Source organism: Acidaminococcus sp. BV3L6 (assembly GCF_000468835.1).
Classification (GTDB): domain Bacteria; phylum Bacillota; class Negativicutes; order Acidaminococcales; family Acidaminococcaceae; genus Acidaminococcus; species Acidaminococcus intestini.
This window is the reverse complement of the sequence record NZ_AWUR01000004.1, coordinates 20,629-39,729: the sequence shown is the minus strand read 5'-3', so window position 1 is coordinate 39,729 and position 19,101 is coordinate 20,629. Positions and strand designations below refer to the sequence as shown.

General features: G+C 52.2%; 14 protein-coding genes. All 14 read left to right on the top strand.

Going from position 1 to position 19,101, the window contains the following annotated elements; all coding sequences use genetic code 11:
* Positions 1-56 precede the first annotated feature (56 nt).
* The 14 genes from mfd (at position 57) to HMPREF1246_RS00405 (ending at position 19,062) form a co-directional block, all read left to right on the top strand.
* Positions 57-3,338, top strand: a complete 3,282-nt coding sequence (gene mfd / locus HMPREF1246_RS00470) for a transcription-repair coupling factor (protein ID WP_009016053.1) — start codon at positions 57-59, stop codon at positions 3,336-3,338.
* Between the two features lie 14 nt (positions 3,339-3,352).
* A complete protein-coding gene (locus tag HMPREF1246_RS00465) occupies positions 3,353-4,906 on the top strand; it encodes a polysaccharide biosynthesis protein (RefSeq protein WP_021736375.1) in 1,554 nt (517 codons plus the stop codon).
* The gene (gene mazG, locus HMPREF1246_RS00460) at positions 4,899-5,693 is read left to right on the top strand and encodes a nucleoside triphosphate pyrophosphohydrolase (protein WP_021736378.1); all 795 of its coding nucleotides are present in this window, start codon (positions 4,899-4,901) and stop codon (positions 5,691-5,693) included. The genes HMPREF1246_RS00465 and mazG overlap by 8 nt, the downstream gene beginning before the upstream one ends.
* Positions 5,694-5,792: 99 nt before the next feature.
* Positions 5,793-6,068, top strand: coding sequence for an HU family DNA-binding protein (locus HMPREF1246_RS00455; protein WP_009016050.1), 276 nt, complete (start codon positions 5,793-5,795; stop codon positions 6,066-6,068).
* A 72-nt stretch (positions 6,069-6,140) separates the two neighbouring features.
* On the top strand, positions 6,141-6,566 hold the full coding sequence (locus HMPREF1246_RS00450) for a septum formation initiator family protein (RefSeq protein ID WP_021736357.1): 426 nt from the start codon (positions 6,141-6,143) through the stop codon (positions 6,564-6,566).
* A gap of 42 nt (positions 6,567-6,608) precedes the next feature.
* Entirely contained in the window at positions 6,609-7,133 is a 525-nt protein-coding gene (locus tag HMPREF1246_RS00445) for a S1 RNA-binding domain-containing protein (protein WP_014128302.1), read from the top strand.
* Positions 7,134-7,241: 108 nt separating this feature from the next.
* Positions 7,242-8,294, top strand: a complete 1,053-nt coding sequence (tilS, locus tag HMPREF1246_RS00440) for a tRNA lysidine(34) synthetase TilS (RefSeq protein WP_009016047.1) — start codon at positions 7,242-7,244, stop codon at positions 8,292-8,294.
* Positions 8,278-8,817: a hypoxanthine phosphoribosyltransferase gene (hpt, locus tag HMPREF1246_RS00435; protein ID WP_021736406.1), complete on the top strand. Its 540-nt coding sequence runs from the start codon at positions 8,278-8,280 to the stop codon at positions 8,815-8,817. Before tilS ends, hpt begins: the two co-directional genes overlap by 17 nt.
* Positions 8,818-8,861: 44 nt before the next feature.
* Positions 8,862-10,802 (top strand): ATP-dependent zinc metalloprotease FtsH, encoded by a 1,941-nt coding sequence (gene ftsH, locus HMPREF1246_RS00430; protein ID WP_009016046.1) that lies wholly within the window; start codon positions 8,862-8,864, stop codon positions 10,800-10,802.
* A 72-nt stretch (positions 10,803-10,874) separates the two neighbouring features.
* Positions 10,875-11,870, top strand: a complete 996-nt coding sequence (locus HMPREF1246_RS00425) for a biotin--[acetyl-CoA-carboxylase] ligase (protein WP_021736392.1) — start codon at positions 10,875-10,877, stop codon at positions 11,868-11,870.
* 208 nt (positions 11,871-12,078) lie between these two features.
* Positions 12,079-12,855, top strand: coding sequence for a type III pantothenate kinase (locus tag HMPREF1246_RS00420; RefSeq protein ID WP_009016044.1), 777 nt, complete (start codon positions 12,079-12,081; stop codon positions 12,853-12,855).
* Between the two features lie 64 nt (positions 12,856-12,919).
* Entirely contained in the window at positions 12,920-13,885 is a 966-nt protein-coding gene (gene dusB / locus HMPREF1246_RS00415) for a tRNA dihydrouridine synthase DusB (RefSeq protein WP_021736391.1), read from the top strand.
* 159 nt (positions 13,886-14,044) lie between these two features.
* Positions 14,045-16,816, top strand: a complete 2,772-nt coding sequence (locus HMPREF1246_RS00410; RefSeq protein WP_021736359.1) for a heavy metal translocating P-type ATPase — start codon at positions 14,045-14,047, stop codon at positions 16,814-16,816.
* A 242-nt stretch (positions 16,817-17,058) separates the two neighbouring features.
* Positions 17,059-19,062, top strand: a complete 2,004-nt coding sequence (locus HMPREF1246_RS00405; protein ID WP_231368187.1) for a TonB-dependent siderophore receptor — start codon at positions 17,059-17,061, stop codon at positions 19,060-19,062.
* The last annotated feature ends 39 nt before the right edge of the window (positions 19,063-19,101 follow it).

The window sequence follows — 19,101 nt, the reverse complement described above, 5'->3', positions numbered from 1 at the left end:
GGTGCGGCCCCGCTTTGTTTTGATTCCTTGTTTTGTGTAGGAAATGGATAGCAAACATGATGAATGAATTGATCCGCCTATTAGGGCGGGAAAAGACAACAAAAGAAGGAATCCAAGCTTGGCAAAAGGCCTCAGGCCCTTTGACAGTGACCGGCCTGTCAGGATCCATCAAAGCCGGCTTTTTGTGCGCTCTTCAAACCTTTGGTAAGGCCTCGGATCCGTTGATCATCCTGACCCCTCGAAGGGAAGACGTGCGTCTTTTGCGCCGTGAACTGACCCCGTTCTATCCGGATCAGGCCATGCGTGAACTTTATCCGCTTGGACTCATCCATGGTGAAATCGATACACGCAATGAAGAGGTCATGGCAGAACGGGCAGCTGCCCTTGAGATGATTCTCAAAAAAGAAGCCGCCATCATCTTTGTCACGGCAGAAGCTGCCATCCAGAAACTGCCAAGGCCTGATGGCCTTCTGCGGGACAGCATCACCTTGACCCATGGGGATGAAAAAAATCGTGACAAGCTCATAGAGCGCCTAGTTAAAGAGGGATATGAACGCACGGATCAAGTCGAAACCTTGGGCCAATTTTCCGTTCGCGGTGACATCCTTGACATTTTTCCCATTAATGCCAAGGATCCGGTCCGGATTGAATGGTTTGATGAAACCATCGACGCCATCCGCCGTTTTTCCTTGGAGGACCAGCGCAGCATCGGCGGCCTCACAAAGGTTGATATCATGCCCATTGCTTCTGGCGAAAAGGAAGCGGAATCCAGCTTGCTTGATTACGTATCGCCTGACCAGCTTCTTGTCCTTGATGAAGCTTCCGCGTTTTTTGAGGAAGCCAAGAAATCCTATCTTGACAACCGGGAATTCAAGGATCAGCTGTTTTCGGAAAAGGAACTGCTGGAGCGCTCCCAAAAGAGTCATCTCCTTGTTGTGAGCGCCCTTTCCCAGCCCCTTTATCAGGCCTATCCCAGACTTGCCATCAAGGTGCGCGCTGCGGCGCCTTATAACCGCAGCTGGGATCTTCTCATCAAGGATCTCAAAGGATGGATCAAAGAAGGCATCCATCCCCTCATCATGATGGGAACCCGGGACAAAGCGTTTGGGACGGCCCAACATCTTCAAAATGAAGGGCTCCCCATGACCTTTGTCCAAAAAGGCAGCCTCATCCCGGAAAAGGGAGGAGCCGTCTTTGAGGGTGGCCTGTCCCATGGATTTCATTTCTGGGATGAGAACTGGCTCCTGCTAACGGAAGCCGATATCTTCGGTTCCCGCAAAGAGCGGCGGCAGAAGAAAAAAATTCGCGGTGCCGGTCCCGCCTTGACTTATTTTACGGATATCAAGGCAGGCGACTATGTCGTCCATGATACACAGGGCATAGGCCGCTATTTAGGGGTCGAGACCATTGTTATAGATGGCATCCATCGGGATTACCTTAAGCTCCAATATGCCCAGGGTGACAAACTTCATGTGCCTGTTGAACAGGTAGGGCTCCTCCATAAATACATCGGCAGCGAAGGAACGCCGCCACGCTTATCCCGTATGGGTCGCTCTGATTGGCAAAAAGCCAAGAAAAAGGCCCAAAAAGCTATCACCATCCTTGCTTCGGAGCTCCTGCGCCTTTATGCCCAGCGAAAGATTACGCCGGGACATGCTTTTGCCCCGGATACGCCTTGGCAGAAAGAATTTGAGGACCGTTTTCCTTTTGAGGAAACGCCAGATCAGCTTAAAGCCATCCAAGAAATCAAGGCTGATATGGAAAAGCCCGTTCCCATGGAGCGTCTTTTGTGCGGCGACGTGGGATACGGCAAGACGGAAGTTGCCATCCGGGCAGCTTTCAAAGCGGTCATGGACGGCAAGCAGGTGGCTGTCATGGCCCCGACGACGGTTCTTGCCCAGCAGCATCTCATCACCTTCCAAAACCGCATGGATGCCTTTGGTGTAAGAATTGAAATGCTGAGTCGCTTCCGCAGCCGTAAGGAGCAGAAGGATACACTGGATAAGCTTGCAAAAGGGGATCTTGACATTGTTATCGGCACCCATCGCCTGATTCAGCCCGATGTCCACTTCAAGGACCTGGGCCTTCTCATCATCGATGAGGAACAGCGTTTTGGTGTGGCTCAGAAGGAAAAAATCAAGCAGTGGAGTTCTGGCATCGATGTCCTTACCCTGTCGGCAACGCCTATTCCGCGGACCCTCCATTTGGCCTTGGTAAAGGGACGGGATATGAGCGTCATCGAATCACCTCCGGAAGACCGATTGCCAGTAGAAACCTATGTGGCAGAATACGATGATGGCATGGTTAAAGAAGCCATTGAACGGGAGATCCGCCGTGGCGGCCGCATCTACTATGTCCATAACCGGATTGAGGCCTTGGACCGCATTGCCCACCGTCTGCGGGAAATGATTCCTGGTCTGTCTATTGGTGTAGCCCATGGCCGCATGACGGAAGATGAACTGGAAGAAGTCATGGTCGGCTTTTACCAAGGGGACTATGATGTCCTGCTTTCAACGACCATCATCGAGAATGGACTTGATGTGCCCCTTGCCAATACAATCATCATCGATGGGGCCGAAAACTTTGGCCTTTCCCAGCTTTATCAGATGCGAGGACGGGTGGGACGCTCTTCGCGCCTTGCCTATGCGTATTTTCTTTATAAAAAGGATAAGGCCCTGTCTGAAGTCTCGCAAAAACGCCTTCAGGCCATCCGCGATTTTACGGAACTTGGCGCTGGCTTCAAGATTGCCATGCGGGACCTTGAGATCCGCGGCGCGGGGAACCTTCTCGGGGCAGAGCAGCATGGCCAGATTGCCGGTGTAGGGTTTGCTCTTTACTGCCGCCTGCTGGAAGACACAATCAAAGCTCTCCAGGAAGGCAAGAGTCCGGAAGAGGTCCTTCACGACCCTACCATCAATATGAAGCTTGATGCGTACATCCCGGATGACTTCATCGACAACCCGCGCTACAAACTAGAAATCTACCGCCGTCTTGGCAGCATGAAGTATGAAGAACGGGAGGATTTCATGGATGAAATCATCGACCGTTTCGGAACCCCGCCCAAGGAACTCGTGACGCTGTGGCGGGTGGCTGCCATCCGGGCCCTGTGCCGAGACCTTGTAGTGGATGCCGTCACCGCACGCCCCGGTTCTCTGACGATTCGCTTCAACCCGCACAGCAAGGCCAATCCCGATGTCATTCGTGACCTTGTGAAGGAATATGTGCCGCGTCTTACTTTCAGCCTTAACCCCGTGCCTCAGCTCGTTTTGCGGACAACAGGCCCTGTCAGCGACGCCCTGACTTTTCTCGAAAAGAACCTGCCCCGCCTGCTGAACTGACAAGGAGGAACCCTATGGCCGATCGCTTTGTAAAAGGAACCCTGATCCTGACGGCAGCAGGACTTATGGTCAAAATCCTCGCTTCCGTAAACCGGATCTTTTTATCCCGCCTGTTGGGCGGGGAAGGAATCGGACTCTATCAACTCGCTTATCCCTTATATAATCTTCTTGTGGGCATTGTCGCGGCAGGTATCCCTGCCGCCATGAGCTTGATCGTGGCCCGTTATGCGGCCCAAAAGGAGTGGGGAAGTGTGCGTCGCGTCGTCACGGTGTCTTTTCCTTTCCTGGTCTTTTTGGGTCTTGCCGTAAGCCTTGCCGCCTATGGCCTGATCCCCTGCCTATTTTCAGCGGGTCTCATCAAGGATGAACGGGCCTTCGTCCCCATGCTATTTTGCGTGCCTGCCCTGTTTTTGACCGTGCCCCTTGCAGGGTTGCGGGGCTATTTCCAGGGCTTTCAGGAAATGCGGCCTACGGCACTTTCCCAGATTTTGGAACAATTCTTCCGCGTCGCCTTTATGCTGGTCCTTTCGGTGTGGCTGCTCCCGAAGGGCTTTGCCATGGCGGCAGGCGGGGCTATTTTTGGAGCAGCTCCGGGGGCCCTGATTGGGCTGCTCTTCCTTCTTTTCTGCTACCGGCGCCAGCAGCATGCCTGGAAGCGGGAGGGCAGGGACTTGACCCTTAAGGAACCCATTTCGGTGCCTTTTATCCTCCGTGAACTGGTCAGCCTCGCGCTTCCTGTGACCCTTTCTACCCTGATGATTCCCCTTGTTGGTCTTGTGGAAATCATCCTCGTGCCGGACCGTCTTCTTGCAGCTGGCTTTACGGTGGCGGCTTCGACGACGGCTTTGGGCTATCTTACAGGAATGGCCATGCCTCTTGTCAATATGGGAACCATTCCGACCAATTCCCTTGCCTGGTCAACGGTGCCTGCCATTTCGGAAGCGCATGCCCTGGGCGACTGTGACGCTGTACGGAACAAGGCCCGTACGGCACTGCGCATCCTCATTCTTTTTACCTTTCCCGCGGCCGTGGGTATGTACCTGTTAGGGACGCCCGTTTCCCAGGTTCTTTATGGAATGAAAGCAGCAGGCCCCGTTGTTTCCGCTCTGGCCCCGTCCGTCTTTTTCCTGGGCCTGCATCAGGTGACTGCCGCCATCCTGCAGGGACTGGGACGGCCTAAGATCCCGATGGTGAACATGTTCCTTGGCCTTGCCGTCAAGGTTGGGGTTCTTTGGGTCCTTGCCGCACAGCCTCGTTGGAATGTTATCGGCGCCGCTTTGGCAACGGACCTCGGTCTTGCCCTTTCCGCCATGATGAATCTTGCGGCCGCCTACCGACTGGAAAGGATTGTCTTGCCCGTAAAGACGTTTCTGCGCGCTCTATTGGCGTCCCTTTTGATGGGCGGCGCCGTCCTTTGGGTAAATAGGACCCTGCTGGTGAAGCTGGGCCTCGTAACGAGCACCTTGGGAGCCGTTGGTGCCGGTGCCCTCTTTTACGGGCTCCTGCTTCTGGTTTTGAGAGAGGTTCCCTTCCACGTGCTTAAAAAGAAAAGGAGACACCATGGATAAGAAAAAAGAAGAGGGTGTCATGGACCTGACACCGCTTATGGATGTCGTACGGACGCTGCGCAGCCCTGGAGGCTGTCCTTGGGATCAGGCCCAGGATCATAAGAGTATGCGCCGGGAACTTGTGGAAGAAGTCTATGAGCTCCTTGAAGCCATCGATGATGGCGATGTAAAAGGCATCCGGGAAGAGTTGGGGGATGTCCTTTTTCAGGTGGTCTTCCATGCCCGTCTGGCAGAAGAAGTGGGGGCCTTTACGATGCAGGACGTCATTACGGATGTGTCCCGGAAACTCATCCACCGTCATCCCCATGTTTATGGTACGGTTACGGTCGGAAGCGCGGAGGAGCTTCTCAAGAATTGGGATGCCCTCAAAGCAGAAGAGAAAAAGGAACGCAAAAGTGCCCTTGATGGCATTGCCCGAGACCTGCCGAGCCTGATGCGGGCCTATAAGCTCAGTGAACGGTCTAGCCGCAGAGGATTTGACTGGCCTGATGCTAATTGCGCTTATGAGAAGGTCAAAGAGGAAGAAAACGAATTGAAAGAAGCTATTTTGTCCAAAAATAAGGACCATGTAGAAGAGGAATTGGGAGATCTGTTTTTTGCCCTCTCCGTCTATGCAAGGAAACTGGGACTTGAACCGGAGACAGCCCTTCACCGAGCCAATGTCAAATATGAAAAACGCTTTCGGAAAATGGAAGAAATTCTTTCCGAAAAAAATAAAAAATGGGAAAATTTATCCCTTGACGAGATGATTTTGCTTTGGAAGTCGGTAAAACGGGAAAAAATCTAGCTTTTTCCAAAAAAAAGCGTGCATTTTCATACTGTTTGTGATACCATAACGGTAGCCAAAGCGCCGAAAGGCGCAATCAGTATTGAGGAGGACTTACTTATGAACAAAAGTGAATTAATCTCTGAAGTTGCGTCCAAGACTGCTATGCCTAAAAAAGACGCAGAAAAGGCTGTAAACGCATTTATTGATACCGTTAAAGAAGCCATTGCTCAAAAAGACAAGGTTCAGCTGATTGGCTTCGGTACCTTCGAAGCTCGGGTACGCAAAGCTCGCAACGGCAAGAATCCTCGCACCGGCGAAACCATCAAAATCAAGAAGGCTACTGTTCCTGCTTTCAAGGCTGGCAAAGCTTTCAAAGACGCCGTCAACAAATAATTTTGCATGATTGCCCGATGCCGATTGGTATCGGGCTCGTTTTTGTATGGAATCGCGAGGGGAGACATCACCATGTCTGAAGGCAAACGGAAAAAGCTGAAAAGTGCCAAGGAATTGGCTCTTCGGGGGCTGGGACTGGTCATTATCCTGATTGCTGTCATTTCTCTGTACCAGCTTGGAAAACAAGCCTATGACCTTTACCTTGTCCGCAAGGAGACCGTCAAGAGCAGTGAAAAGATCAAGGCCATCGAAAAGGACAATGAACGTTTGGAAGAAGAACGCAGCAATCTCCATGATCCCAAATATGTAGAAAAGGTTGCCCGCGATGAACATAACATGGTGGGGAAAAATGAAGTTCCGCTCTTCATCGTGGATGAAAAGAAAAATAGGGGGGCCCGCTTACGGATGGGGGCCTTCTTTTTTTGCTTCCTAACGGGAAGGAAGGCCTCAAGCATAGGAAGAAAGGGACTTGACGGAACTTTCCAAACAACGGTATAATGGTTAACGTAACACAACCCTAAAGGAGGATTTCTTTGACTTATGGCTTTGGAAAAAGGTGCAGTCGTTGACGGCATTGTTACCGGTATCACGAATTTTGGAGCGTTTGTGGAGCTCCCTGAAAACAAAGTAGGATTGATTCACATCTCTGAGGTCTCCAATGTCTTTGTCAAGGACGTGCATGACTTCCTGACGGTGAAACAGAAGGTGACGGTCAAGGTCGTCTCTATTGATGAAAAAGGTAAGATCGGTCTGTCCATGAAGGCCCTGATGCCCCCTGCGGAACAGAAAAATGAACATGGCGGGGAAGGCAGGAAGTTTGAAGGCCGTAAATTCGAAGGCCGCAAACCGGGTGAACATCATGGTGATAGAAAACCAGGAGAAAGACGTTTTAGCGGGGAACGCAAGTTCGAAGGCCGCCCAGGTGGTGCAGGTCGTCCGCAGGGACCGATGAGCTTCGAGGATAAGTTGTCCCGTTTCCTCAAGGAAAGTGATGATCGTCTCCTGGACTTAAAACGGAATACGGAATCCAAAAGGGGAGGCCGCGGCGCCCGTCGAGGTGACTGAACGGCGCTTCCTGGATAAAGACCCGAGATCCTTACTGCATGAAGCGGTTGCGGGTTTCAAGGGGCTGTTCTTATTTGACAGCCCCTTCTTTGGTTTTGAGGTGATGAAATGAGTGTGCTCGAAGAGAGCCTGATGAATATGGTTCGGACTTCTCGCCTATGGCAAGAAGGAGGAACCGTCATTGCCGCCTGCTCGGGCGGTGCCGATTCCCTGACGCTTACGGATATTATGGCAAAAGCCGCGGAAGAAGATGACGTGACGGTCCTTGTGGCCCATGTCCACCATCATCTGCGGGGCGAAGAAGCCGATGAAGATGCCCGTTTTGTTTCAGCTTTCTGCAAGGATAGGGACTTATCCTATACCCAATTTGATATCGATCCCCAGGCCCTCAAGGAAAAAGAGGGCCTCTCCTTGGAAGATGCAGCCCGGCGTCTGCGCTATGAGGCACTTGAAACCTACCGTAAAAAAGTAGGGGCCCAAGGAATTTTTGTAGCCCATCATGAAGATGATCAGGCCGAGACCATTCTCATGAATCTTGTCCGAGGGACGGGAACGCGGGGGCTTAGAGGCATGCTGCCTGTCAACGGATACATTGCCAGACCCTTTCTTGCTGCAACCCGGAAGGACATGGAAACGTACTGCAAGGAAGAAGGGCTTTCGTACCGAACGGATTCGACAAACGGTAATCCTGCCCTTTTGCGCAACTGGGTCCGCTTGGAGCTTTTGCCTCTTCTTGCAACTAAAAATCCCCGTATCAAGGCAGCCCTCGTGCAGGCGGCTGCTGTAGCCCAAAGTGATGAGGCTTATCTTGAAAAAATGGCTCAAAAATATCTGGACTCCTTTTCCCGCAACATCTTTGGAACCTACGATATCGATGTAGGACCGACCTTTGACAAGCTTGATCTGGCCATCAAAAGCCGCGTCATCCGTCTGGCGGTCAAAGGTGTCGGTGGAGAGGAACTGGGATTTGATCATGTGAAAAAGATCCTGCGGCTCATTGAAAAGGGGATCAGCGGAAAGAGCCTTGACGTACCCGGTCATGTACGGCTCATCTATATCAACGGTCGCCTGATGGCCGGACGCCATGAAACTGATCGGGCCGCTCAAAGGGAAAAGAAACTGGAGATAAAGGAGAAACAAAGACATGCATCCCAATATTGAAAAAGTCTTGATCGATGAAAAGACCCTCAAGATGCGCATTGCCGAAATGGCTGCAGAAATCAGCAAGGATTATGAAGGGGAAGAACTCCTCGTCATTGGCCTGTTAAAAGGGGCTTCCTATTTTATGATGGAACTGACGCAGCATTTGAGCGTTCCCACTCAGATTGATTTCCTGAAAGTTTCATCCTACGGGTCAGGGACGTCCACGTCGGGGAAGGTCGACATCCAGTTCGATACGTCCCGGAACCTTGCTGGAAAAAACGTCCTCATCGTTGATGATGTGGTCGATTCCGGACTGACCCTAAAAGCCGTCCGTGAACTTTTCAGAACCCGTAACTGCAAGAGTATTCGCCTTGCGGCCATGCTTGATAAAAAGGAACGGCGCCTTGTGAAAATGGTGCCTGATTATTACGGCTTTGTCATTCCCGATGAATTTGTTGTCGGCTTTGGCCTTGATTACAATGAAGATTACCGTACGCTTCCTTATGTTGGCATCCTGAAGCGTTCCGTCTATGAAAAATAAATAGATCCCAGAAGATCCCAGATCTTTTGGGAGAGGAGGATACCGTGACAAGATTCTTTAGAAACATTTTTTTCTACCTGCTCGTCTTTATCCTCGGCCTTTGGATCTATGATTACTACAATGCATCCAATGCTCCGAAGAACGATATGAGCTACAGCAATTTTATGAAGGAAGTCCAGCAGGATGATGTACAGAGCGTCACCATCGTCGATAATTCCGTTATCAAGGGGAGACTCAAGAATGGCTCCGAATTTACGACCGTTGCACCCCGCGATGACAAGATGGTTGATACGTTGCGCAGCCGCGATGTGGAAATCAAGGCCGAACTGCCGCCCCAGCCTTCTTTCTGGAGCAGCATCCTTACCAGTGTCCTGCCCATGATCGTCATTGTCGTCCTGTGGTTCTTCATGATGAACAATGCCCAGGGCGGCGGCAGCCGGGTCATGAGCTTTGGCAAGAGCAAGGCAAAGCTCTATGGCGACGGCAAGAGCCGCGTCCTCTTCCGGGATGTGGCCGGTGCTGACGAAGCCAAACAGGAACTGCGGGAAGTGGTGGAATTTCTCAAGGCCCCGCAGAAATATAACCAGCTCGGGGCCAAGATTCCCAAGGGTGTCCTCCTGTATGGGCCCCCTGGTACCGGTAAGACGCTCCTTGCAAAAGCTGTTGCCGGGGAAGCGGGCGTGCCTTTCTTTAGCATTTCTGGTTCTGATTTTGTTGAAATGTTTGTTGGGGTCGGGGCTTCCCGTGTTCGTGACCTCTTTGACCAAGCCAAGAAGAACGCACCCTGCATCGTCTTCATCGATGAAATCGATGCGGTCGGCCGTCAGCGCGGGGCTGGCCTTGGCGGCGGTCACGACGAGCGGGAACAGACCTTGAACCAGCTCCTTGTCGAGATGGATGGATTTGGTGCCAATGAAGGCATCATCATGATTGCCGCCACAAACCGTCCAGATATCCTTGATCCAGCTCTGCTCCGTCCGGGCCGTTTTGACCGTCAGATTGTTGTTGACCGTCCTGATATTCGAGGCCGCCTTGCCATTCTTAAGGTCCATGCCAAAGGCAAACCCATCGATAGCAATGTCGATATGGAAGTCTTGGCCCGCCGTACGCCGGGCTTTACGGGCGCAGATCTTGCCAACCTCGTCAATGAAGGGGCCCTTCTTGCAGCCCGTCATAACCAGATGACCATCACCATGAGTGACCTGGAAGAAGCGGCGGAACGGGTCATGATGGGACCGGAACGACGCAGCCGCGTCATCAGCGACAATGAAAAACGCCTTACGGCCTATCATGAAGGAGGTCACACCTTGGTGGGTATGCTCCTAGATCACACGGATCCCGTCCACAAGGTTACGATCATTCCCCGTGGAAGAGCTGGCGGCTATACCCTGAGCCTTCCGAAAGAAGACCGTTATTATGCTACGCGCAGTGAGCTTTTGGATGAACTGAAGGTCCTTTTGGGCGGCCGCGTGGCGGAAGCCCTCGTCCTTCATGAGATTTCAAGCGGCGCTAGCAATGATTTGCAGCGCGCTACAGAACTGGCCCGCCAGATGACCTGTGAATATGGCATGAGTGAACGTCTGGGCGCTGTCACCTTTGGCCATCGCCAGCAACAAGTTTTCCTGGGCCGTGATATTGGTCATGAAAATATGTACAGCGAAAAGATTGCTGCCGAAATCGACGGTGAAATCCGCCGTTTCATTGATGAAGCCTATGAAGGGACAGTCAAGCTCCTGCAAGATAATATCGATAAACTTCACCTCATTGCTCAGGCGCTTATTGAGCGGGAAACCTTGGAAGAGCATGAAATCAAGGAACTTGTGGAATATGGCCGGATCCTTGAAAAAGGGGAAGTGGCGTCCTCAAAGGAGGGCTCCCCAATGGATCCTGTAAAGCTGGAAGGGGAGACACTGCCGGAAGGAAATCCTCCTTCTGCTCGTCAGGAAGGCCCCCTTCCCAAGGATGATTCCCAGCCCCTTGGTTGATAGACGGAAACAGGGGAAGAGGCGCCGCAGGCGCCTTTTCCTTTACGGGTCAGATAGAAAGGAAGATGATGCATGCGCAGTGAAATCTTGAACCTTCTGCGGGAAAAAGCACCCCAGCCCGTATCGGGCCAGGACCTGGCCAATCACTTTGGCATTACAAGAACGGCGGTCTGGAAACATATCCAGAGCCTCAAGAAAATGGGCTATGGAATCGAGGCCTATACCAAAAAGGGCTATGTTCTCGTGAGCGTTCCGAATAAGCTCCTTCCCGAGGAAATTTCCCGCCATCTCCATACACGGTTTATCGGCCGAAACATGGCCTATGAAGACGTCATTCCCTCTACGAACGATCTCTTAAAGAAAATGGCTCTTCAGGGCGCTCCTGATGGGACGGTCTGCGTGGCTGAGGAACAGTCCGTAGGGAAAGGACGTCTGGCTCGGGGCTGGTTCAGTCCCTATGGAAAGGGACTTTGGTTCTCTCTGCTGCTAAAACCAACCTTCCTGCCTCAGGAAGCCCCCAAGATGACCCTTCTTGCTGCCGTTGCGGTGGTCCGCGCTGTGCGTGAATTGTGCGGCGTCAAGGCCGAAATCAAATGGCCGAATGACATTCTGCTTGAAGGACGCAAGCTTGTAGGCATCCTGACGGAAATGAGTGCTGAATTTGGTCACATCAACTATCTTGTCGTTGGCATCGGCATCAACGTCTGCGTTCCCCAAAGCATGGTCCCTGAAGCCCTTCGGGAGTCTGCCGTTTCCATCGATGATGTGGCAGAAAAACCAACGGATCGGGTGGCCCTCTTGGCTAAGGTCCTCGATCATCTGGAGACTTGCTATGAGACGGTCCTCAAGGAAGGTTTTGGCCCCATTCTCGATGAATGGCGCCGCTATTCCGTGACCTTGGGACGTATGGTGAAGGTCATCGCCCCGGACACGACCTATACAGGAAAAGCTGAGGACATCGATGAAGAAGGGGCCCTTTTGGTGCGCCGCGAAAATGGGCATGTGGAACGGGTCCTAGCCGGTGATGTTTCCATTCGCCCCGCTCAAGGAAAGGGCAAGTATCAATAAGAGGTTAACAATGATAGGCAAAGCAAGTGCCGAAAGGCGCCGCTTTTGCCTATATTTTTGCCAAGGCACTGAATCGCTTCTTGCAAAGTTCCTTATCTTTGGTATAATGTAGTCGTTTATGCGGCAGGCGGTACGGCGCGAAGGACCCCTGCTGCCATATGCACAATTCCATCAAAACCCGCAACTTTCCAAGGAGGAAACTCATCTCATGTTAATGGTAATGGATATTGGCAACACAAACATCGTCGTTGGCGTGCACGACGGAAAGGAATGGATTGCTCACTGGAGACTGTCCAGCAGCCGTTCTCGGACAAGCGATGAATTCGGCATTATCCTGGGCAGCATGTTCCAGGCTGGCGGTGTCGATATGAAGGCCGTCAAGGACATCATCGTTTCCACCGTTGTTCCGCCCCTTCTGGTGCCTCTCTGCAATATGTGCAAACGCTATTTCGGCATTACGCCCTTTGTTGTTACCAGTAACTGCAACACGGGCCTTAAGCTTGACTATGACCATCCCAATGAAATTGGTGCGGACCGTATCGTCAATGCGGTGGCTGCCCACCATATGTATGGCGATAAAGGCAACCTCATCATTATTGACTTTGGTACGGCAACGACGTTCTGTGCCCTCCGTCCTGATGGGGAATATCTGGGCGGTGCCATTGCCCCGGGCATTGGCATTTCAACGGAAGCCCTTTTCCAAAAAGCGGCCAAGCTGCCCCGCATTGAACTGATCAAACCGAAAATGGCCATTTGCCATGATACGATCCATGCCATGCGCAGCGGTGTCATCTTTGGTTTTGTTGGCCAAATGGACGGCATCATTACGCGTATGAAAAAAGAATTGGGCGGGCAGGCCTTTGTCGTTGTCACGGGCGGCTTTGGCAAGCTCATGGCTTCCGAATCGGAACTTGTCGACGTCGTCGAACCATTCCTGACCTTGGAAGGACTCCTGATCCTTCACAAGATGAACCGCAAACAATAGAGCAAGTTCTGGCGGCGTTTTTCCATAAGCGGAAACGCCGCTTCTTTTATCCATGGAGGAAGGTATGTTTTCTTTCAAAGTGCCCCCTTTCCCTGTCGTCCTGGCGCCCATGGCAGGAGTGACGGACCTGCCCTTTCGCGTCATCTGCCGGGAAAATGGAGCGGACTATACGGTATCTGAGATGGTGAGTGCCAAGGCCCTTTTATATAAGAATCAAAAGACCTTTGCCATGCTCACCATCGATCCCAAGGAGCATCCGACGGCGATTCAGCTTTTTGGTTCCGTTCCGTCGGAACTTGCCGCCGCAGGAAAGATTGTTGAATCACGCGGTGCCGATATGATTGATGTCAATATGGGCTGCCCCGTCCATAAGATTGTTTCAAATGGCGAAGGGTCCGCTCTCATGAAGGACCCGGATAAGGTCTATGCCATTCTCGCCGCCCTTGTGGACGCCGTTTCGGTCCCCGTAACGGTTAAGTTCCGGGCCGGTTGGGATGAGGCCCATAAAAATGCCGTTGTGATTGCCCAAATGGCAGAAAAGGCCGGCGTCAGCGCTGTTTGTGTCCACGGCAGGACGCGGGCCCAGTTCTACCAAGGAAAGGCAGATTGGGACATCATCCGCGCCGTCAAGGAAAGTGTCGGAATTCCCGTCCTTGGCAACGGTGATATCTTCCACGCCGAAGATGCTCTGCGCATGAAGGAAGAAACGGGCTGCGACGGTGTCATGATTGCCCGTGGCGCCGAAGGCAATCCCTGGATCTTCCGGGACGTGAAGGCCCTTTTGCATGGAAAAGCGATTTCTCCTGTTTCCGTTCAGGAACGCTTTGCCATGATTCGCCGCCACCTCCACGACCTCATTCTTTTTAAAGGCGAGCGCGTCGGCGTCCGGGAAATGCGGCACCACGGTGCCATGTACCTAACAGGGCTGCCGCACAGCGCCTATTACCGCAATACCATCAATCAGGCCCAGACCGAGGAGGCACTGCTTGCCATCCTTGGGGAATATGAAGAAAAGCTCCTGCAGGCATGACCTGGCAGGACTTTTTCTTTTCCTTTTAGTTAGTCATGACAAATTTCTAGCAAAAAAGTAGTCTTTCCCATTGACAAATAGGGACCTGTCGAGTAAGATAAGGATGAAAACAATACCATGGTAGGGTATAGTGGATGAGAATCAAAGGAGGAATCCTCAATGAAACAATTCAAGGTCGAGGGCATGACCTGTGCTTCCTGTCAGGCCCACGTAGAAAAGGCCGTTGCCGGCGTGCCCGGCGTAACAAGTGTGTCTGTCTCCCTTTTAACAAACAGCATGGGCGTCGAAGGGGACGCGACGAATGAAGCCATCATCAAGGCTGTAGAAGATGCAGGGTATGGTGCGTCTCCCAAAGGGATGGACGGTACGAGCGCAAAGCCTGCTTCTGATGACGCCTTACAGGATACGGAAACGCCTAAACTGAAGCGGCGTCTCGTCTATTCCATTGGTTTTCTGCTCGTCCTCATGTATCTGACCATGGGGCACAATATGCTCCATTTTCCGCTGCCAGCCTTCCTTGATGGGAACCTTTACGGCATGGGCATTACGCAGCTGCTCCTTGCTCTCATCGTTATGTTCATCAACCGCGCCTTTTTCATCAGCGGTTTCAAGAGCATGAAGCATCTGGCCCCCAACATGGATACCCTTGTTGCCTTGGGCTCGGGTGTATCCTTCCTGTGGAGCCTCTATGTCCTGTATGATATCACGTACCTTGGCACGCATGGTGCGGCGCAGCAGGAACTCATGATGCGTTATATGCAGGACCTTTACTTCGAATCGGCCGCCATGATTCCTGCCCTCATTACGGTGGGCAAGACCTTGGAATCCATTTCCAAGGGCCGCACGACAGACGCTCTCAAGGGCCTCATGAAGATGGCGCCTAAGACAGCCACCTTGCTTATTGATGGCAAGGAAACGACCGTTCCCATCGAGACAGTGAAGATTGGCGATGTTTTTGTTGTTCGTCCGGGGGAAAACATCCCCGTTGATGGGGAAGTCATCAAAGGGACCAGTGCTGTCAACGAAGCGGCCCTGACGGGGGAAAGCCTGCCCGTTGACAAAAAGCCCGGTGATAAGGTGCAGACGGCCACAACAAACCAATCGGGCTACCTGGAATGCCGTGCCACTCGCGTCGGTGAGGACACGACCCTGTCCCAGATCATCAAGCTTGTGAGCGACGCGTCGGCGACGAAGGCACCTATAGCCCGTATTGCCGATACAGTTTCCATGTACTTTGTCCCGACCATCATTACCCTTGCCGTGATTGCCACCGCAGGCTGGCTTTTTGTCGGAGCTTCCTTTGGAGAGGCGATTGCCCGCGGCATCGCCATTCTCGTGGTGGCCTGTCCTTGTGCCCTGGGTCTTGCAACGCCGGTTGCCATCATGGTGGGAAATGGTGTCGGCGCCAAAAATGGCATCCTCTTTAAAACCAGTGAATCCCTTGAAATCGCGGGGAAAGTGAGCATTGTGGCTCTTGATAAGACGGGAACCATTACCAAGGGACAGCCGAAAGTCACAGACCTTGTTCCCGCTGCAGGCGTAACGGAAAGGACCCTCCTCCAGCTTGCCTATGACCTGGAACAAAAATCCGAACATCCCCTTGCCAAAGCCGTTGTGGAAGAAGCCCTTTCCCGGAAGCTTGCCGCAGAAGCCGTCGATGACTTTTCCATCCTCCCCGGCAATGGCCTGACGGCAAAAAAAGGAGACTCTGTCCTTCTTGGCGGCAGTCTTAGCTATATAAAAGGAAGTGCCCGTCTGGATCCATCTTTGGAAAGGCAGGCTGAAGCGCTGGCCGAAAAAGGCCGGACACCGCTTCTTTTTGCCCTTGATGGGACTGTTATCGGTATGATTGCTGTCGCTGACGTCATCAAGGAAGATTCTCCCAAGGCCATCAAGGAATTGCAGAAAATGGGCCTTACCGTAGTCATGCTAACAGGGGACAATGAAAAGACGGCAGAAAGTATTGGCCGCGAAGCCGGTGTGGACCGTGTCATTGCCGGTGTGCTGCCCGATGGAAAGGAAACGGTCATCCGTGAGCTCCAGAAATATGGCAGGGTTGCCATGGTGGGTGACGGCATCAACGACGCGCCGGCCCTTACCCGTGCTGATATTGGTATTGCCATCGGTGCCGGTGCCGATGTCGCCATTGATTCGGCCGATATCGTGCTCATGAACAGCAAACTGACCGACGTTTCCGCCGCCGTGCGTCTTAGCCGCAGTACCGTCAGGAACATCCACGAAAATCTTTTCTGGGCCTTCTTCTACAATGTCATCTGCATTCCTCTTGCCGCGGGTCTCATCCCCGGCATTAAGATGAACCCCATGGTGGGCGCCGCTGCTATGAGCCTGTCGAGCTTTACGGTCTGCATGAATGCCTTGCGCCTGAACCTTACGAAGATCCATGATGCTTCGGGAGATAAGGCAAAGTACCATGTAGAAGTGGGGCCTGTCTCCGTTCAAAAAGCCGCTTCCCAGAAGAAAAAAGCGGCGGAACAAGTGCCGAGCGCTGCCCTGAAAGAAGATCTTGTCGTGACAGGGATGACCTGCAGTCACTGTGAGGCTCATGTGAAAAAGGCTCTTGAAGCCCTGCCCGGCGTAGTAAGTGCTGTGGCGGACCATACGCAAAATAAGGTCCATATTGTACTTTCGGCGCCCCTTGACGAAAAAGCCGCCGAAGCAGCTGTAATAAAGGCCGGTTATCGCTATGGAGGAATCATGAGTGCAGGAGAGGAAAAAGAGACCCTTCATGTAACGGGCATGATGTGTGCCCACTGTGAAGGCCGGGTGAAAAAAGCCCTCGAAAGCCTGCCTTCTGTAGTAAGTGCCATGCCTTCCCATGAAACGGGTGAAGTTCAAGTTGTCCTTTCTGCTCCGCTTGACCATGAGGCTGCAAGGGCCGTCATCGAAAAAGCCGGATATGAACTGAAATAACGGATAGCTCGTAAGGAGCCGCCTCGTGCGGCTCTTTTTTTTCATCATTTCTTCATAAAAATGGTTGACGGAACGAAAAAGACATGCTATAGTATGCAAGGTTAGTTATAACTAACTATGAAGCTAGTAAAACGAGAGGAAACAAGGAGACTCTTATCGGCTTATATTAGTATAAACTAACTATGCCTTTTTGGTGTTCCCTATAAAGAGGGAACGAGCGCGACCTGCAGCGCTTTTTACAGATGATGGAAGATGGAGCAGGTAAGAACAATCATTCCAGGATGGAGGAGCCTTTGATGCAGAACCAGTATAAAATGAACCGGATACTCACCCTTGGCGTCTTATTTTCCTTGCTTTTTGGTACGTATCGTACGGCTTGTGCAAGTCAGTCCCTGCCGACCTATGACCTAGGAGAAACAGTTGTTACGGCGACCAAGACCAAACTTGAAGAAAAGAAAGTGCCTATGTCGACGGAAGTCATCACCCAGGAAGAAATGAAAGAAAAAGGGGCTTATAATGTCCGCGATGCGTTAAAGCTCGTAAACGGGCTTGACGTGCAGGAAGCCGCCATGGTCGGCAACAATGTTTCCCTGCGCGGCATGGGTACGAATGCCACCCTGATCCTTGTGGATGGGCGGCGCCTGGCAAGTGAGGATTCAGGGCAAACCATGAATGTCTATGAGCTGAACCGCATGAACATCCATGCCGTTGACCGCATTGAGATTGTCCGCGGCTCTGGCTCCGCTCTTTATGGGAGTGACGCCATGGGTGGCGTCATCAACATCATCACGAAGAAAAACCAGAAAGCCGGCGGTTATGTCGGAACGGACTTGGGCGGCCGGGAACAATCCGTTTATGGCGGCGTTTCCACGGGCAACGTGGGTAAGTTCAATATGAATGTGGACTTTAACGTGCGCGATGTACGCAAAATCGATACGGACGGCAGCACCAACATGTATGGTCCGCGCCGGTATCTCAATTTCAACAGCACCTATCGTTTTGACGACCATTCCGGGATTGAAGCAGGGGTTTCCTTCCTGAAGGAACAGTATCGCACCTTTACGTCGGGGACGCCTGATTCGACGACTTGGTACGACAATAACCGTCAGGACTATCATGTGAAATACTTTGGCTTTGATGATAAAAACGACTATGAATTCCAGGTCTACTATGACCGGCTGGGTAAGGAATCCCGCACGTCGCGGGGCGGCAACTGGACGGGCTTTGACCATGCCAAGTATGAAACGACCGTGACGGAAGCAAAGAACACCTACCGTCCCAATGAGGACCATGCCATCACCTTTGGCGGCGAATACCGCCATCAGAAAGTTGGCGGAACGCGTCTTGGCACCATTGAAGGTCACAACCGGGTAGAAAACTATTTGGGGCTTTCCAGTATCTACTCCGAACAGAGCATGGATTCCTATGCCGCCTACCTCCAGGATGAATGGCAGCTGACGGAGAAGCTCTTCTTCGTTCCTTCCGTGCGCTGGGATCATTTCGACAGCTTCGGCGCCCAACTTTCCCCGCGGGCCGGCCTAACTTATGAATTTAGTGATGCGGCACGGGTCAAACTGAACTATGGTCTCGGCTACCGCGCACCGACCATCTTCGAACTTTATTCCCGCATGGAACACAATTTCGGCCGCTTCTCCTATCAGGTCTGGGGGAATGATGCACTGGAACCGGAAAAATCCCGCACCTTTGATATTGGCATCGAAGCGGAAAAAGGCAAGAGCAGCGGGAAACTCTCTTACTTCCACAACAAGATTGATAACCTCATCGATACCCAGCTCATCGGGCGCTTTGGGTCGACCACGCGCTACCAATACGTCAACGTGAACAAGGTGGAAATGAATGGGATTGAAGGCGAATACAATTACCGTTTTGATGATCACTGGAGCGCCAGAGCAACCTATACCTACCTCGATGCGAAAAACAGTGAAACCAATACCCGCCTGACGGGCCGGGCCCGCAACAATGGCATTGTCGAACTGACCTATCTGTCGGGTAAGGAAAAACCCTGGAGTGCCACCCTCTACAATACGTGGTATCGGGATTATCTAAGCGGTGAAGGAAAGAACTATACCTACAGTACAACAAACTTTGTCGTTACCAAGGATCTTAATCGGAACACGCACCTTTATGCAGGTGTGGACAACATCTTTGACAAGCAGTTCCCTGATACGGATGCTTATTCCATCAATGGACGCACGTGGCGGGCCGGCGTGGAATTCACTTTCTAACAAGACCAAAGGACTGGGACTTTTCCCGGTCCTTTCCCT

What these genes read in the sequence shown, in the direction of transcription:
- mfd (WP_009016053.1), top strand. Translation starts at nt 57, where the DNA reads ATGATGAATGAATTGATCCGCCTATTAGGGCGGGAAAAGACAACAAAA.
- HMPREF1246_RS00465 (WP_021736375.1), top strand. Translation starts at nt 3,353, where the DNA reads ATGGCCGATCGCTTTGTAAAAGGAACCCTGATCCTGACGGCAGCAGGA.
- mazG (WP_021736378.1), top strand. Translation starts at nt 4,899, where the DNA reads ATGGATAAGAAAAAAGAAGAGGGTGTCATGGACCTGACACCGCTTATG.
- HMPREF1246_RS00455 (WP_009016050.1), top strand. Translation starts at nt 5,793, where the DNA reads ATGAACAAAAGTGAATTAATCTCTGAAGTTGCGTCCAAGACTGCTATG.
- HMPREF1246_RS00450 (WP_021736357.1), top strand. Translation starts at nt 6,141, where the DNA reads ATGTCTGAAGGCAAACGGAAAAAGCTGAAAAGTGCCAAGGAATTGGCT.
- HMPREF1246_RS00445 (WP_014128302.1), top strand. Translation starts at nt 6,609, where the DNA reads ATGGCTTTGGAAAAAGGTGCAGTCGTTGACGGCATTGTTACCGGTATC.
- tilS (WP_009016047.1), top strand. Translation starts at nt 7,242, where the DNA reads ATGAGTGTGCTCGAAGAGAGCCTGATGAATATGGTTCGGACTTCTCGC.
- hpt (WP_021736406.1), top strand. Translation starts at nt 8,278, where the DNA reads ATGCATCCCAATATTGAAAAAGTCTTGATCGATGAAAAGACCCTCAAG.
- HMPREF1246_RS00425 (WP_021736392.1), top strand. Translation starts at nt 10,875, where the DNA reads ATGCGCAGTGAAATCTTGAACCTTCTGCGGGAAAAAGCACCCCAGCCC.
- HMPREF1246_RS00420 (WP_009016044.1), top strand. Translation starts at nt 12,079, where the DNA reads ATGTTAATGGTAATGGATATTGGCAACACAAACATCGTCGTTGGCGTG.
- dusB (WP_021736391.1), top strand. Translation starts at nt 12,920, where the DNA reads ATGTTTTCTTTCAAAGTGCCCCCTTTCCCTGTCGTCCTGGCGCCCATG.
- HMPREF1246_RS00410 (WP_021736359.1), top strand. Translation starts at nt 14,045, where the DNA reads ATGAAACAATTCAAGGTCGAGGGCATGACCTGTGCTTCCTGTCAGGCC.
- HMPREF1246_RS00405 (WP_231368187.1), top strand. Translation starts at nt 17,059, where the DNA reads ATGATGGAAGATGGAGCAGGTAAGAACAATCATTCCAGGATGGAGGAG.